Consider the following 14,236-nt stretch of genomic DNA (forward strand, 5'->3'; position numbering starts at 1 on the left):
GCCAGTAACTTTAGTGTACTCTTTTTTTCAACATTTTCAACCCTAAAAATTCCTTGAATCTGCAGCTTTAGGCAAAAACAGAACTTAGTCTGAGACTAAATTCTGTTGGTGTTATGCAGTTTTCTCAAAGTAACTTCTGGAAGGACGGGAACTAGAACTTACTTTGAGAATTTACCTTTCTGACAATTATAATGTTATTCTCTAACAAAAAAGGACGATTTACTCGCCCTTTGTTTTCTTCAAATAATCAATAGCCTCTTGAACAGTTTTCACAGGAACTACCTCAATATCCAATCCTGCTTTCTCCGCGGCTTCCTTAGCTTCTTCATAGTTCGTTTTAGCCTTTGGGTTTTTCTTCAAAACTTCTACATCAACTGGATTGTTTGGTACAAAAAAGATACTTGCACCTGACTTAGCTGCCGAAATAACCTTCTTATCAGCACCACCAATGTCACCTACTTTTCCATCCTGCTCGATAGTCCCCGTACCAGCAATAATCCGACCACCACGTAAGTCAGGCTCTGCGAGTTGAGTATAGATGGCAAGTGTAAACATCAGACCAGCACTTGGACCACCAATATCTCCCGTTTGGAAATCAATCGGAATCGAACTTTGAACCTCTGTATGATCTACGAGAGTGATGCCGATTCCGTTTTTGCCATTAGACAATTTGATAATCTTACCGTCCGCAGATTTCTCCTGACCAGCGCTAATATAACCAACTGTTACATCACTTCCAACCTCCAAGCCACTCACATATTTAATCAAATCAGGAGAAGACTCAAATGTTTTTCCATTAACACTCACAACGGTATCTGCAATATTAAGGACTTTTTTAAAGGTTGAATCATCCGTCAAGGCAAGCACATAGACACCAAAGAAATCAAGATTGACTTCTTTTCCTGCCAAGGTCAATCCTTGATACTTCGCCATATTTTGCGAAGTCTCCATGTAAAACCGTGCTATACGGAAATACTCCTCATTGTCGGCCCCTCCTGTCATCTCTTCAGAGGAACGAACTGTCGTATAAGGATCAAACTGAGCAGCGAATAGTTGTAAAGCTGTAGCTTGTTGGACTGATACATAGGTGAAGTTGTAAGAGCCACCCTCTTGGTCTATTTGATTGTTCACCGTTAGTACCTGACGAATATCGGCAGCTCCACCTGGACTTTCCAGATAATAAGGCAGACGAACAAAAACGGCAAACCAAATCAAAAGAGTTCCTAAAACAATAGATGCAATTAAGGTTAACTTCCTATTTTTTTTCATTCTTTCTAATCTCCTCACTAACAATTTCTGGAACATAAGGGCCTATGTCCTGTTTGAAATACAGCAATTCTCGAACCTGGCTGGATGATACGAACTTAAGCTCTGGCTTGGCGATTAAATAAATAGTTTCCAAATCTGGCGCCAACTGACGATTGTAAAAATCAAAACTTGACTCGTATTCCAAATCAGTCGCATTACGCAATCCTCGGACCAAATGTGTTACTCCATAGCGCTTAGCTACATCGACTACCAATTCATTTTCAGACAGAACGACCTCGATATTCTCCATTCCTACAAAAAGCTTCTCCAAAATGGCTTTTCTCTCCAAACCCGTCAAGAGTCCTGCCTTTTTAGGATTGGTAAAAACTCCCACATATAATTTATCAAATAGTCCACTCGCTCGTTCAATTAAGTCCAAGTGTCCATTGGTAATGGGGTCAAATGAGCCCGTAAATAATCCAATCTTATCTGACATATACTGTTACCTTACTAATTCCGTAGAGTTTCTCTTTCCATATCCCCAGCTCTGCTATTTCCTCAGGAAGAGAGACCGCCTTATCCGTTTCGCAGACTACCATAACATCATCTGCTAGTAAGTCACGGCGACAAAGTTCTGTTATCACTTCTTCAATTTCCTGCTCTGCATAAGGAGGGTCCAAGAATACCAGGTCGAAAGGACCTTCCACACTGTTCAAAGCCTGTCTAGCTTCCATTGCTAGAAGCTGAAATTTATCTGCTTCCTTAGTCATTGCAATATTTTCACGGATAATGGCTTGTGCTCGTCGATCTCGCTCAACCAGAACTGCTGACTCCATGCCACGAGATATAGCCTCGATAGATAAACCACCACTGCCGGCGTACAAGTCAAGAACTCTACCACCCTCAAAATAGGGACCAATCATATTAAACATGGCTCCACGGACCTTATCCGATGTCGGTCTGGTTGTTTTTCCATCTAACGTTTTCAGTGGTCTTCCACCATAGCTTCCCGATACAATTCTCATAAGGTATATTATAGCAAAAAATGAAGCTCGTTGCTGAAACCAAGTGCACTTCCTGCTTTCCTTTTTGCACCAACTTTTTCAACCTTCTGCCAAATACACTCTCAACCGCTATAGCAGGAAATCATTCTCGCGCTATGCAACAAAATGATAAAAATAAAAAGCAAGGAAATTCTGTTTTACGCGAAATTCCTCACTCTTATCGTATGTATTTAAACTAGATCGTTACAAGAAAAAATTAGTGTTGAAATACAAATAGCTATTTTTCCCAGTATGCTAATACGCCATAAAGAACCAGTAGCTAAAAAGTCTACGGATTATCTGGTGAACTCTCGTCAGCTGTTGGAACTGTTTCCACTGACTCAACCAGGCTAGTTGTTGAATCTGTCGTTTCCGCCGGTGTTTCAGAAACTGTTGGAGTTTCTACCACAGGTGCTCCTTCACTAGTCGGAGGGACTGAAGTACTTGTACTAGTTGACGCCACGCTGCTTGTATACTGGCTTGTTGAACTCACACTTTGGTTTCCATATATATTTTGATTAGGTACTACATAAGATTCTTGTGAGGTCTCACTAGCTTCAGCAAGGTCCGTTGACTGACTGGTCCCTGTTTCAGATACTTTTTTCTCATCAGCTACTTTTTGGGCTGCTTCCGCCCTAACCAACTCCGCTTTTAGCTTAGCCTGTGTTTGAGCATCTGTCTGCTGTCCCACTAGCTCTTTTACTTGGTCAATCCGTTTCTGTAATGCTGCTTTTTTAGTCGCATCCGTAACCTTGTTTACTGCAGATTGTGCCTCTGCAAGTTTCTCTTCAGTATGTGTTCCTTCTAATACAATGACAGCATTCTCAGCATCCTGAAATACTGTATCAACCGTTTTTTTCTGATTGGGCACTTGCTGTACTGTCTTTGTATCACTTGTTTCGCTTTGAGCATTTTTATACCAACTAGCGCCTAAGCTAATCAATAAAATAAGTCCCATAAAAGAAATAATGCCAATTTCTGCCAATGACAACTTTTCAAATTTCTTTTCCATATTTTTGCCCTTATCCGTCTTATTGCATAAGAAAATACTCTAGCCTACTGACAATGTTACTTAGTCGTTTTTACCTTACCATTCCATCCATTTAGACCATAGCTTAAAATATAGATTTCGTTAAATCCTTGTTTCTTCAGATGAAGGGCTGCAGGCGTTACCAACTGACCACGATCATTCTCATAGATTAAGACAGGTCTATCCTTACGCAAAGCAGCTGTAGACTGGCGTAATTGCTGGTAAGGAATATTTCTCGCACCTAAGATATGCTTACGATTAAACTCACTCGGGTCTCGCAGGTCAATCAACTGACCTCCGTGTATCTTTTCTGCAAATTCTGCATTATCAATCACCGTCGCCGCACGGCGCAATCTCCAGTAATTAAAACCCATCCAGGATCCCAATACTGCCAAAAATACTAAAAATACCCAAAATGTTTCCATCACTCATTCTCCCTTGATTTCTGATACTCTAATTCCAAACGATGTTCACGCCTCAAAACAAGCTCCGCTTCCATATATTCCAACCGATCTAAGACACCTGCCTGATAGATTCTATTTAATTCTATCTGCATCATTTCAATATCGTAGAGACGGTTGCCCATATAGACAATTATACCAAACCGTTTGAGTAATTGTTGCACATCATAAAGTCTTTTCATAAAAAAATTGTAGCAGAATTTTAGGTGTTTTTCAATATAAAAAATCAGTTGGAATTTATGAAATGCTTAAAAAGGATTGGATAAATCACCAATATAATCCAATTCTAATATAGGCATTCAGTTTGCTTTTAGTACTAGGCAACGAGCTGCAGGCATAACTGAAGTTAGGCAAAGTGAGTTAACGAAGTAATAAAAGATAAACTGAGTGTCTATATCATAACCAACCCTTTTCCTGTGCCACCTTAACAGCAGCCGTACGATTTTCAGCACCTAATTTGGACAGAATAGAGGTCATGTAGTTGCGGACCGTCCCGTCAGACAAGTAGAGCTGACTAGCGATTTCCTTATTGGACAAACCATTCGCCACCAATTTAAGTAGGTGACATTCTTGTTCCGTCAAGGGACTGCGTTGGGTCAGGAGAATATCCATTAGCTCTGGCGAGTACTCCTTTCGCCCCGCCAAGACCGTTTCAATGGTCCGCATAAGGTCCGAAATGGAGCGCTCTTTGAGCACATAGGCATCTACATCAGCCTTGACCGCTCGCTCAAAATAGCCTGGTCGCTTGAAGGTAGTCATGATGACAACCTTGACGGGCAGGGATTTCTCACGCACCCATTCCAGGACATCCAGCCCCGTCTTCTCAGGCATTTCAATATCTAAGAGTAACACATCTACTTGCTCTTTTTCCAAAAGAACAATGGCCTGACTGCCGTTTTCTGCCTGTAAAACAGCCTCAACCGCATCTTGAAAGGCCAAGAGCTGACAGAGGGCGTCCCGCAGCATAGCCTGGTCTTCTGCGACTAAGATTCTCATTCTACCACCTCCTCAAGCGGAATTCGTATGAACAGGCGGGTAGGTTGTGCCAGAGAAAGAAATTCCAAACTACCCTGCACCGTTACCAGTCTATCCTTTATGGTATACAATTCTTGACCGGTTAACTGGGCAAAGCCCACACCGTTGTCTTCGTAGTACAAGACCAATTCTTGCTGGTCTTCTTCAAATATCAAACGGCACTTGCTAGCCTGGCTATGTTTGAGCAGGTTATTGGCCAACTCTCTCAGCACCATGGCTAGCTTGTTCTGGACAGGTAAGCTGAGCTGCTCTGCTATTTCCCCACCCAAAACGACCAAATCCACTCCTGCTAAATCCAACATCTGCTGCAAAATCTGGAGTTCCTCTGCCACGGTATGCTGCTTGAGGGACTGGACAATCTGGCGGACGTCCTGCATGGAGTCCTTGGCTAAGGTCTGAAGTTCTGCCACCTCCTTCTTGGCCTGGTCAATCTGGTCGTGATCTAACAAAGTCTGGACCAGCTCGGCCTTGACAGACAGCATGGCAAAGACATGCCCCAGGGTGTCGTGCAAATCCTGACCGATACGGTTGCGTTCATTCTCAGCCAGCAGGAGATTGATGGAAGCATTCTGCTCCTGAATCCGTTGTTGAAGAGCTGCCCGCTTGGTTTCAATCCAGCTAAAAATCAGCAAGGCCAGGCCGAAAAAGTGAATGATGAGTGCAAAGGCCCGCATCTCAAAGGGAACAGGTCCAAAAAGAGCCCAGAGGATAATGGCCAGCAACAAAATCCCATAGGACACCGTCCGATAGGTCGGCCGAGTTTCCTTGTAGTACCAGCCTAGCATATTGGACAGGTTGAAGATAAAGAGGGAAAACTGCAGATTGCCCCAAAAACTCATGACGGCGATGTAGCCAATCAGGTAAAACCAGCCCAGCATGGAATAGAGCTTGTGGTCGGTGTAAAAGAGAGAACAATAGACCAGGGCAAAGAGAATGGTTGCTAGAACAACCGCCGTCGGATTTGGACTATACTGGGCGTAATAAAGTGGAAAATAGAGAAAGACCATGCCCACGAAGAACATGAGTGGTATCTTTCTTTTTTCAAAAATCATGGGTCACCTCACTATTGCTCAGATTTTCTATGAATAGCCAGAGCAATTGCTAAGAAAATTATGGCATATCCTAGGACAATTAGCAAGGATTTCCAGAGAAAAACTCCCTCTTGGGCATAGGTGGTCACCAGCTGATTGACATGGTAGCTGGGCATAAGTTTGCAAATTCGCTGTACCCAGTCAGGAAAGAGGGAGACAGGCATCCAAGAGCCACCCATGATAGCCAGAACAAAGTAGAGCAAGTTGGCCACCACCGACATGGTTTGTTCCGACTGGATTTGCACCAAAAGCAAGCCAATGGCTAGAAATACGATAGAAGTTACTAAAAGTAAGAGAGCCGAAATTCCCCATTCTTGAGCTGTCATCTCAACTCCCTTGACTAAGCCACCCACCGCAAAGACAATGGCAATGGAAGACATAAAGCAGAGCAAGACCCGCACCAGTTTGGACAGATAATATTGCCAGATTGGAAGGGGAGAATGCTGGATAAAGGTCAACCAGCTGTTTTTTCGGTCCTCCGCCAACATCATGGGAAAGGTAAAGAGGGCAAAGCCCGACATGGAAAAACCTGTCATGGTCAGCATATAAGACTGGATAAAGGCCTTTTGCATGGTCGCATCATCAAACTGGACCGTCGATGAGAAAATCAGGAAAAAGATGACAGGCATCCCGATTGACAGAAGAAAAACTCCCAAACTTCTAGATAATTTGACCGCTTCTACTTGCACCAATGCTTTCATGATTCTCCCTCCCTTGTCTTGTCAAATAGGCTGTTGAGCAGGGTTTTGTTCTGCACCTCTAAGTCTGAAATCCGACAGCCTGCTTCCTGCAAATTCGCCCAAACCTGCTCAATAGCTCGGGTCTTGAAGCTGACCGTATCCTGTTTATAGCTGATATTATCAATTGCGTCCAAGCCCTCCACCACCGTCGCAAAGCGGATTGGCAGTGCTACTTCTTTTTCCTGCTCCTCACTCCGCATAGCAAACGGCGTCGTATCCCGCAAGAGCCTCCCCTGGTGCAAGATCAAAATCCGCTCCGACGTATGCTCCACTTCCTCGATGTAGTGGCTGGTATAAAAAATGGTCACGCCCTTTTCCTTCAAGTCATGGACAATCTCCCAAAAACGCTGACGGGTCGATGTATCCATGCCCGCCGTCGGCTCGTCCAAAAAGAGCAACTTAGGCTTGCCAATTAAGCAGATGACAAAGGCCAAGAGTCGCTTCTGACCACCTGATAGCTTGCCCGCCAGCTGATTTTTTTGCTCTGGGGAAAAGCGGAGCAGGCTGTCGATTTCCACATCTGTCAGACTGTCCTTGTAGATAGCTTGGAAAAAGCGGAGCAATTCCCTGACCTTCAAGTCCGTTGGAATAGCATTTTCTTGAGGTAAGACTGCTACTGTTTCTTTATTGGACCGATCCTGCAGAGCCAGACCGTCCAACAAGACCTGCCCTTTCGTCACCTTTCTATCGCCCAACAAACAGGACATGAGCGTTGTTTTCCCAGCTCCGTTGGGACCAATCAAGGCCACACATTCCCCAGGCTGTATCTCAAAGGAAATATCAGACAAAATGGTCCGTCCTTTGATGATTTTTTCTAGTGCTTCTACTTCTATCATCTTGCTACCTCCTACTTCTTGAACATCTTACATAGACAGTATATCTCGAAAAAGGAGACCCCGCTAGAAGCCTTTGTCATGGACTGATATGACAAATGTCATATTATACTCAATGAAAATCAAAAGTAGCCTAGGAAACGAAGTTGAAGATAGAACTCTGTTACTATCTTGTTTCAAGGTAACAGGCTGAAAAGCTCCACCGGAGCTTTTCACTCATCAAGGCTTTTGACAACAGATAATGTTGATTTTCGAAGAGTAGAAAATAATGCAGCAAAAAAGAGTCCTACTGTGGACCCTTCATCTATTTACAACTTAGGCGCTTGACCAAGTTCTGCCTGCAGCATCCAAATATGTTTTTCAATACTAGCCTTAGCCACATTGAAAATGTCGTTGGTTACGCTGTCACCTTCTTCATCACTGACATCAAATCCCTTTTGGAAAAGAGCAGCCAGATAGCGGAACACCTCTACCACACGCGCCAATTGCTCTTCAATCGTTACAGTGTAATCACCAGGAACTTCCTTGAGCTGACTATTTTCACTAAACTCTTTAAGGGTAGAAAATGGTGCCCCACCTAAGGTGATTAAACGCTCACTCATCTCATCCAAATAGCCATCAATTTCTTCCATATATTCATCCATCTTTGGATGCCAAATCATAAAGCCACGACCACGCATATACCAATGAACTTGATGGAGGATAGAATGGGCTACTGATAAATCGGCCACCGCTTGATTCAAAACAGCCTTAGAATCAGCCAGTGATGGACGCGGGCTGAAAGACGCAATTTCTGCTGGAGATTGATAATATTTTTGTTTCATCATATATCACCCTTTCTTTTATTTATAATTATTATAAATAAAAGAAGAAAAAATTGCAAGAATTATCCCTCACCCTCCTCTGGATTATTGACAGACAAATTCCTTGCTATATTAACTTATATACGTTAGACTAGTGAGTAAGAATAGTATGTGATTTTCTTTTTAGAAAATCATCGCCCCCATATGTGTATATCAAGGAGGGATTTTATGTCAGAAGAAAAATTTGACGCAAAACTAGAACAGCTATCTGGCTCTGCAAAAGAGGTAATTGGTAAGCTGACCGGCGACAAGGAAATCGAAGTTGAAGGACTTGTTGAGAAAGGAATTGGCAAAGCAAAAGAGCTAGTCGAAGATGCAAAAGATGGGCTTGAAGGTGCCATTAACGGCATCAAAAATGCTTTTGACAAAGAAGAGAAATAAGCAAAGAGTTCAATATAGGTAGGATTGCTCGTGCACTGTTTGATAATGAACATTACACTCAATTTGGTCTTTTACCTGTAGCCCGAACAAAAATATGCAAGAGAGGGGAACTCAGGCATTTACCTGTTGAGTCTGCCCTCTCTTTTCGTATGCCACGAAAGGAGAATCTATGAAAAAAATCGTTTTTGTCTGTCTTGGAAATATTTGTCGTAGCCCTATGGCTGAATTTGTCATGAAAGATTTGACAAATCAATTTCATATTGAAAGCCGTGCTACTTCAAACTGGGAACATGGTAATCCTATCTACCCTGGAACTCAGAAAATTTTCCAAAAGCACAATATTCCCTATGACCAAAATAAATCGTCACAGCAAATGAGCCAGACAGATTTCGAAGCATTTGATGTCATCATTGGTATGGACAGCAATAATATCCGAGATTTACAGAAAATGGCACCAGCACATGCCCAAAATAAGATTTTTCAATTCGCAGAAAAATCCGTACCAGACCCTTGGTATACTGGAGATTTTGACGAAACCTACGAAATGGTAAAGAAAGGTTGCCAAGACTGGTTGGACAGGTTACAGGCATTTGACCAAGAATAAGATTTTTTATGTAATATTTTTGTAATATTTGTAAAAAAATGGTAAACTATTTCTGACTGAACTGATAATTTCTTACTGTATCCTAGAAAGAACTGATTAGCGTCGGTCAAATCCTATGAAAGAGTAAAACGATGAAAGAGTTCAAATTACCTAGTATAAAATGGCATGATATAACAAGTCATTTCACCCGTCCAAAACTTGAAATCCTCTCCCTTATTATCATCCTCATCTGTGCCCTCTCTGTATTTACAGGACGAATTGCCAGCAAGCAAGCCATGACTTTCAATAATGGCGCCCTACAGTACAACGGTTATGTGGTTGCAAATAAAATGAATGGTCAAGGAAAATTGACTTTTGATAATGGAGATGTCTACGAAGGACAATTTACAAATGGAATTTTCCACGGTCAAGGAACCTACACATCTGCAAGTGGGTGGGTTTATACCGGGCAATTTAAAAACGGCTATGCCGATGGAAAAGGAAAATTGACCACCGAAGGACAAGCTACCTACGAAGGAACTTTTAAACAGGGGATTTATCAATATGAAAATTAAATGGTTATCCGTTATACGTGTGATTGGATTAGTCTTTGTCCTACTCTATCATTTCTTTATCAAATATTTCCCAGGTGGCTTTGTAGGGGTTGACCTCTTCTTTACCCTGTCTGGATATTTGACAACCGCCCTTTTGATTGATGAGTTTGCAAAACATAAAAAAATAGATATTGTCAGCTTTTTCAGAAGAAGATTCTATCGGATTCTCCCCCCTCTGGTTTTAACGATTCTTTTGGTTCTTCCACTTGCTCTGCTTGTCCGCAATGATTTCATTGCCAATATCGGCAATCAGATAGCCGCTGCGCTCGGATTCATGACAAACTTCTTTGAAATTCTATCTGGTGGTAGTTACGAGAATCAATTTTCACCTCATCTATTTGTTCATACTTGGACCCTGGCTATAGAAGTTCAGTATTACCTTGTCTGGGCTGGTTTAGTTTGGTATCTGACTCGCATCTCAAAAAGTGTGGGCCAACTACGTGGATCAATTTTTCTAACATCTATAAGCCTCTTCTCGCTAAGTTTTTTAGCAATGTCTATCTCAAGTTTCTTTGTGGATAATTTCTCAACCATTTACTACTCGAGCTTCACACATACCTTCCCATTCTTCCTGGGAAGCATTCTCGCAACCATCGCTGGTATCGGAAATACAACAACTGCCTTCCAGCAACAAGTGAATACATTGAGTATCAAACAAGCTATCGGTCTGTTTCTTGGAGGACTAGGAGTAGAACTTCTTCTTCTCTTTACTCTTCAATTCAGTTCCATCTGGACCTATCTAATTGGTTTTCTTCTATCCAGTTTAGCTACAGCAACTATGATTTTTGCTGCTCGGGTACTTCACGAGAAAACTGAAGATGTCAAAGAACCTGCAATTATCCTCTTCTTTGCAAGTATTTCTTATGGCATCTACCTCTTCCATTGGCCCTTGCTCATTATCTTTACACAATTGACAAATGCCTCTATCGCTGCGGGATTATCCTTTGTTTTTTCTACTATCCTATCAACTATTTCCTTCTATATTCTAGAACCATATATTGCTGGTAAAGTAGGAAGTTTGTTCGGATTACCAATGGACTTAAAACCCTATAAAAAATGGCTTCTTAGCAGCTTTGCTTGCTTGACCACAATTAGCTTAGGTATCTGTCTGTTTGCACCAAAATTAGGAAGTTTTGAACAAGAGAGCATGGTTAGCAATCTTTATCAAGCTCAGACCCAACTAAATACAACACGATCTGCTGCTGAAAACGCTAAAGCTACTAGTTTTGAAATTCAAAAAGGAGTTATCATCTTTGGCGATTCTGTTACTGTTCGCGCAAGTTCTGCCATACAGACCGCGCTACCAGATGCACAGATTGATGGAACTGTCAGTCGAAATCTCTCTGAAATTGCTAAATTGATAAATCTTTATCAGCAAAATAATAGTTTGAAAGAGACTGTAGTTGTAGCCCTAGGTACAAATACTACGGATAATTATCAGGAACTACTAGACCAGCTAGTCAAAGATTTTCCTAAAGGACGGCGCCTTATTTTTGTCACTCCTTACGATGGAAACTTCACTCCGAGCGAATCCATTTCCTATCAAACAGGTCAATACGAAAAAGAATTGGCTGAAAAATATGATTACATTTCCATTGCAGACTGGTATCAAGTTGCAAAGGATAATCCACCAATTTGGTACAATACCGACCTTGTTCATTTCAATCTTGAAAGTAATGGAGGCGAAGTCTTCGCCCAAACGATAAAAAATGCTGTCGAAGCCGTTGCTGATGGCCCAATCAAAAACTAGATTTATACATCATCATCCTCTGAGAATTTCTCGGAGGATTTTTGCACTATTTTCCGATAAGTCCAGCGCGAACTCTAAGAAATTGCGCTGTGCCTAAGCTCAGTCTCAATAAATCTTGTGAAATAAGCCACTTCTACAAAGGACCGCAAATTAAAACTCCTACCTTTTACAGTAGGAGTTGGTGTCAAATTGACTATTTTTGCTTACTTTGGAAACGCCATTCAAAGCGTTTCTGATCGTAAAATGGATACATCATTTGTAAAAGAGTGACAGCAAGTAGCCAACCGCCGATAATATCTGTCGGATAGTGAACCCCAATATAGATACGGGATACAGCTACCAGGACAGCAAGTAGAATCAACACGGCTTGTAGCACCAATCTAGCTATGCCTTTCTTCATCCTCTGGTGAACAATAATAACAACTGCTCCTGCAATCATCATAGTTGATGCAGTATGCCAGCTAGGAAATGAATAACCGATGGTATCAATCAACCATTCAATACTTGGACGCGGACGTTGGTAGACATATTTCAGGGCTGTGGATGCCACACCCATCGCCGCAAAACTAGCAAGTAGGAAATAAGCTTCTATCTTCCATTTTTTATAGTAGTAAAAGATAGCAGCTAGAATTAAGGTAATAGCTAAAATAATAACCGTATTTCCTAAAACAGTAATAGAGGTCCAAAATTGACTGGCTCCACTTGGTAAATTTCCACGAATGGCAGACTGGACAGGCGAGTCAAAACCTGCTAGGGTAGTAGGATAAAATTTTACTACATAGCCCAATATCACAAAGGCCAGAGCAAAAAAAGATGCGTTTCGTAAATAGATTTGTTTATTCTTCATACAATATAGTTTACCTTATAAAGGTTAAACTTTCTTTAAAATAGGTTGGGCTGCTTTGTAACAGATATAAAATATTGCTGAAAGCACAATCCCTTGTAAAAGATTAAAAGGAAGTACCATCATCAAAAGATAGTTAGTCAGACCCAAGATTTCTTTAATATCAAAATTTGCAAAGGCTGCATAGACAGGCACCGCATAAACGTAGTTTAATACCAGCATCACTGCTGTCGAACCAATTGTCGCAACAGAGGCTGCTTTTAAATAATTTTTTATCGCTTGGTCATTTTTCCAGAAATAAGCTACTGCTAAAATGAAAACTGACATAGCTGCAATATTCATCGGTAAGCCAATAATTGTCGATGGTCCCTGATTATTTAAAATCAGTTTGAGAAAAGTTCGTACCAAAAGGATAGCAAAACTAGACTTCATATCTAGAATAAGCAGACCAAATAAAATCGGTACGAGAGACAAATCCACTTCCAGGAAACTGGCTGTTGGAATCAGCGGAAATTTCAAGTACATGAGCAGAAAGGATACTGCTGAGAGAATGGCGATAATCGTCATTTTGCGTGTGTTTGTCATAAGGTTCCTCCAATTTTTGAAAATTGAAGAAGCGTGGAAGAGCAGGCAAAAAGCCTCCACTTCGTCTTCTCCCATCCAGACTTTACTGTCGGTTGTGGAATTGCACCACATCAGCTTTCGCTCGCAGACTACCAACGGACTATTTTGTTCTAATACTGCGTTAGCTCATCTCGACATACATTCAGTATGGTCTTCGATTCGCTGCCTAGTCTTAAAACAAGATAGCCACGTTTTACACTGCCGGTCGGGAATTTCACCCTGCCCTGAAGACTATTTCATCATACCAAAAAAGCCTTGCATTTGCAAGAGCTTGGTAAGTTTTCACTATTTTAACTTGTCCCCATCATAGGTGTGAACCAAATCTAGACCAGCGAACTGTTGCTGCCGAAGAGCCTCATATACAATCATACATGCTGTATTAGAGACATTAAGACTACGCACATGTTCATCATTCATTGGAATACGGATAGCCTTCTCTGGATGTTCACGCATAAAATCTTCTGGCAAGCCCTTATCTTCACGGCCAAATAAGAAATAATGAATGTTCCCATCATTATAGTCTTCATCCGAATAGGTTTTATCAGCAAATTTAGATACTAAGTGAACACGTCCTTGTTTACTGGCATAATCCATAAATTCTGCTAAATTGTCATAGAAGCGAACATCTAACTTATCCCAATAATCTAGTCCTGCACGTTTCATCTTACGGTCATCAATTGGAAATCCCATAGGCTTAATGATATGGAGAGGACTATTGGTTGCAGCACAAGTTCGAGCAATATTGCCTGTATTCTGTGGAATCTGTGGTTCAAATAAGACAATGTGGTTTTTGGCTGTTTCTTCTATATACTCTAATGTTTCAATATTCATAAGGACCTCTCTGGTAACATTTCACTAAATACGAATACCCTTCGAAAATCAAATCCAAACCATGTCAGCTTCATTTTGCCGTATACCATGCTTGTTTTCTAGTTTCTTTTTTTGATTTTCATTGAGTAAAAAGACTCGACTGTCTCCTATGGTAAGAAAGACAAAAAAATAGCCACACTGCCCGGAGTCAAGCTCAGCAAACAGCATGGTGAATGATGATTCATTCACTTAACTCACAACAGGTTTGAGTTAAATCAATGAAATC

The 14,236-nt window shown here is 41.3% G+C and carries 18 protein-coding genes and 1 riboswitch; of the genes, 4 read left to right on the forward strand and 14 right to left on the reverse strand.

The features are described from left to right. Nucleotides 1–219: 219 nt before the first annotated feature. The 11 genes from ODU34_RS04030 to ODU34_RS04080 form a co-directional block, all read right to left on the reverse strand. Entirely contained in the window at nt 220–1,269 is a 1,050-nt protein-coding gene (locus tag ODU34_RS04030; protein ID WP_205014696.1) for a SepM family pheromone-processing serine protease, read from the reverse strand. Next, on the reverse strand, nt 1,256–1,744 hold the full coding sequence (gene coaD / locus ODU34_RS04035; protein WP_044762057.1) for a pantetheine-phosphate adenylyltransferase: 489 nt from the start codon (nt 1,742–1,744) through the stop codon (nt 1,256–1,258). The genes ODU34_RS04030 and coaD overlap by 14 nt, the downstream gene beginning before the upstream one ends. Continuing rightward, entirely contained in the window at nt 1,734–2,273 is a 540-nt protein-coding gene (gene rsmD, locus ODU34_RS04040; protein WP_029186344.1) for a 16S rRNA (guanine(966)-N(2))-methyltransferase RsmD, read from the reverse strand. The genes coaD and rsmD overlap by 11 nt, the downstream gene beginning before the upstream one ends. 307 nt (nt 2,274–2,580) lie before the next feature. Beyond that, on the reverse strand, nt 2,581–3,303 hold the full coding sequence (locus ODU34_RS04045) for a serine protease (protein ID WP_318818192.1): 723 nt from the start codon (nt 3,301–3,303) through the stop codon (nt 2,581–2,583). 56 nt (nt 3,304–3,359) lie between these two features. Then, entirely contained in the window at nt 3,360–3,746 is a 387-nt protein-coding gene (locus ODU34_RS04050) for a rhodanese-like domain-containing protein (RefSeq protein ID WP_105248732.1), read from the reverse strand. Further along, on the reverse strand, nt 3,746–3,964 hold the full coding sequence (locus ODU34_RS04055) for a YqgQ family protein (protein ID WP_004194736.1): 219 nt from the start codon (nt 3,962–3,964) through the stop codon (nt 3,746–3,748). Before ODU34_RS04055 ends, ODU34_RS04050 begins: the two co-directional genes overlap by 1 nt. A 214-nt stretch (nt 3,965–4,178) precedes the next feature. Beyond that, the gene (locus ODU34_RS04060) at nt 4,179–4,778 is read right to left on the reverse strand and encodes a response regulator transcription factor (RefSeq protein WP_257070005.1); all 600 of its coding nucleotides are present in this window, start codon (nt 4,776–4,778) and stop codon (nt 4,179–4,181) included. Next, nucleotides 4,775–5,869: a sensor histidine kinase gene (locus ODU34_RS04065; RefSeq protein ID WP_398578370.1), complete on the reverse strand. Its 1,095-nt coding sequence runs from the start codon at nt 5,867–5,869 to the stop codon at nt 4,775–4,777. Before ODU34_RS04065 ends, ODU34_RS04060 begins: the two co-directional genes overlap by 4 nt. 11 nt (nt 5,870–5,880) lie before the next feature. Continuing rightward, nucleotides 5,881–6,609, reverse strand: coding sequence for an ABC transporter permease (locus ODU34_RS04070; RefSeq protein ID WP_105153466.1), 729 nt, complete (start codon nt 6,607–6,609; stop codon nt 5,881–5,883). Beyond that, nucleotides 6,606–7,484: an ABC transporter ATP-binding protein gene (locus ODU34_RS04075; protein WP_398578371.1), complete on the reverse strand. Its 879-nt coding sequence runs from the start codon at nt 7,482–7,484 to the stop codon at nt 6,606–6,608. The genes ODU34_RS04070 and ODU34_RS04075 overlap by 4 nt, the downstream gene beginning before the upstream one ends. A gap of 305 nt (nt 7,485–7,789) precedes the next feature. Continuing rightward, the gene (locus ODU34_RS04080) at nt 7,790–8,308 is read right to left on the reverse strand and encodes a DNA starvation/stationary phase protection protein (RefSeq protein WP_024384587.1); all 519 of its coding nucleotides are present in this window, start codon (nt 8,306–8,308) and stop codon (nt 7,790–7,792) included. Between the two features lie 204 nt (nt 8,309–8,512). Between ODU34_RS04080 and ODU34_RS04085 the strand changes: the two genes are divergently transcribed. From ODU34_RS04085 to ODU34_RS04100, 4 genes are all read left to right on the forward strand, one after another. Beyond that, nucleotides 8,513–8,725 carry a CsbD family protein gene (locus tag ODU34_RS04085; protein ID WP_002942806.1) on the forward strand — a complete coding sequence of 71 codons (213 nt, stop codon included), beginning with the start codon at nt 8,513–8,515 and terminating at the stop codon, nt 8,723–8,725. Between the two features lie 169 nt (nt 8,726–8,894). Beyond that, complete coding sequence (locus ODU34_RS04090) at nt 8,895–9,329, forward strand: low molecular weight protein-tyrosine-phosphatase (RefSeq protein WP_029186168.1); 435 nt, start codon at nt 8,895–8,897, stop codon at nt 9,327–9,329. 131 nt (nt 9,330–9,460) lie between these two features. Next, nucleotides 9,461–9,883, forward strand: coding sequence for a membrane protein (locus tag ODU34_RS04095; protein ID WP_012027608.1), 423 nt, complete (start codon nt 9,461–9,463; stop codon nt 9,881–9,883). Continuing rightward, nucleotides 9,873–11,672 (forward strand): acyltransferase family protein, encoded by a 1,800-nt coding sequence (locus ODU34_RS04100; RefSeq protein WP_205014705.1) that lies wholly within the window; start codon nt 9,873–9,875, stop codon nt 11,670–11,672. Before ODU34_RS04095 ends, ODU34_RS04100 begins: the two co-directional genes overlap by 11 nt. Before the next feature lie 193 nt (nt 11,673–11,865). On the opposite strand, the gene ODU34_RS04105 is transcribed toward ODU34_RS04100, so the two are convergent. The 3 genes from ODU34_RS04105 to ODU34_RS04115 form a co-directional block, all read right to left on the reverse strand. Then, nucleotides 11,866–12,519 carry a phosphatase PAP2 family protein gene (locus ODU34_RS04105; protein ID WP_136647076.1) on the reverse strand — a complete coding sequence of 218 codons (654 nt, stop codon included), beginning with the start codon at nt 12,517–12,519 and terminating at the stop codon, nt 11,866–11,868. A gap of 24 nt (nt 12,520–12,543) precedes the next feature. Beyond that, nucleotides 12,544–13,101 carry an ECF transporter S component gene (locus ODU34_RS04110; protein WP_105179396.1) on the reverse strand — a complete coding sequence of 186 codons (558 nt, stop codon included), beginning with the start codon at nt 13,099–13,101 and terminating at the stop codon, nt 12,544–12,546. Nucleotides 13,102–13,160: 59 nt separating this feature from the next. Further along, a riboswitch (FMN riboswitch) is annotated at nt 13,161–13,376 on the reverse strand. 49 nt (nt 13,377–13,425) lie between these two features. Beyond that, nucleotides 13,426–13,971: a tRNA (cytidine(34)-2'-O)-methyltransferase gene (locus ODU34_RS04115; RefSeq protein ID WP_002939238.1), complete on the reverse strand. Its 546-nt coding sequence runs from the start codon at nt 13,969–13,971 to the stop codon at nt 13,426–13,428. Between the last annotated feature and the right edge of the window lie 265 nt (nt 13,972–14,236).

Source organism: Streptococcus sp. 2018WUSS126, assembly GCF_044427425.1.
Lineage (GTDB): Bacteria > Bacillota > Bacilli > Lactobacillales > Streptococcaceae > Streptococcus > Streptococcus hashimotonensis.

What these genes read in the sequence shown, in the direction of transcription:
- ODU34_RS04030 (WP_205014696.1), bottom strand. Translation starts at nt 1,269, where the DNA reads ATGAAAAAAAATAGGAAGTTAACCTTAATTGCATCTATTGTTTTAGGA.
- coaD (WP_044762057.1), bottom strand. Translation starts at nt 1,744, where the DNA reads ATGTCAGATAAGATTGGATTATTTACGGGCTCATTTGACCCCATTACC.
- rsmD (WP_029186344.1), bottom strand. Translation starts at nt 2,273, where the DNA reads ATGAGAATTGTATCGGGAAGCTATGGTGGAAGACCACTGAAAACGTTA.
- ODU34_RS04045 (WP_318818192.1), bottom strand. Translation starts at nt 3,303, where the DNA reads ATGGAAAAGAAATTTGAAAAGTTGTCATTGGCAGAAATTGGCATTATT.
- ODU34_RS04050 (WP_105248732.1), bottom strand. Translation starts at nt 3,746, where the DNA reads ATGGAAACATTTTGGGTATTTTTAGTATTTTTGGCAGTATTGGGATCC.
- ODU34_RS04055 (WP_004194736.1), bottom strand. Translation starts at nt 3,964, where the DNA reads ATGAAAAGACTTTATGATGTGCAACAATTACTCAAACGGTTTGGTATA.
- ODU34_RS04060 (WP_257070005.1), bottom strand. Translation starts at nt 4,778, where the DNA reads ATGAGAATCTTAGTCGCAGAAGACCAGGCTATGCTGCGGGACGCCCTC.
- ODU34_RS04065 (WP_398578370.1), bottom strand. Translation starts at nt 5,869, where the DNA reads ATGATTTTTGAAAAAAGAAAGATACCACTCATGTTCTTCGTGGGCATG.
- ODU34_RS04070 (WP_105153466.1), bottom strand. Translation starts at nt 6,609, where the DNA reads ATGAAAGCATTGGTGCAAGTAGAAGCGGTCAAATTATCTAGAAGTTTG.
- ODU34_RS04075 (WP_398578371.1), bottom strand. Translation starts at nt 7,484, where the DNA reads ATGATAGAAGTAGAAGCACTAGAAAAAATCATCAAAGGACGGACCATT.
- ODU34_RS04080 (WP_024384587.1), bottom strand. Translation starts at nt 8,308, where the DNA reads ATGATGAAACAAAAATATTATCAATCTCCAGCAGAAATTGCGTCTTTC.
- ODU34_RS04085 (WP_002942806.1), top strand. Translation starts at nt 8,513, where the DNA reads ATGTCAGAAGAAAAATTTGACGCAAAACTAGAACAGCTATCTGGCTCT.
- ODU34_RS04090 (WP_029186168.1), top strand. Translation starts at nt 8,895, where the DNA reads ATGAAAAAAATCGTTTTTGTCTGTCTTGGAAATATTTGTCGTAGCCCT.
- ODU34_RS04095 (WP_012027608.1), top strand. Translation starts at nt 9,461, where the DNA reads ATGAAAGAGTTCAAATTACCTAGTATAAAATGGCATGATATAACAAGT.
- ODU34_RS04100 (WP_205014705.1), top strand. Translation starts at nt 9,873, where the DNA reads ATGAAAATTAAATGGTTATCCGTTATACGTGTGATTGGATTAGTCTTT.
- ODU34_RS04105 (WP_136647076.1), bottom strand. Translation starts at nt 12,519, where the DNA reads ATGAAGAATAAACAAATCTATTTACGAAACGCATCTTTTTTTGCTCTG.
- ODU34_RS04110 (WP_105179396.1), bottom strand. Translation starts at nt 13,101, where the DNA reads ATGACAAACACACGCAAAATGACGATTATCGCCATTCTCTCAGCAGTA.
- ODU34_RS04115 (WP_002939238.1), bottom strand. Translation starts at nt 13,971, where the DNA reads ATGAATATTGAAACATTAGAGTATATAGAAGAAACAGCCAAAAACCAC.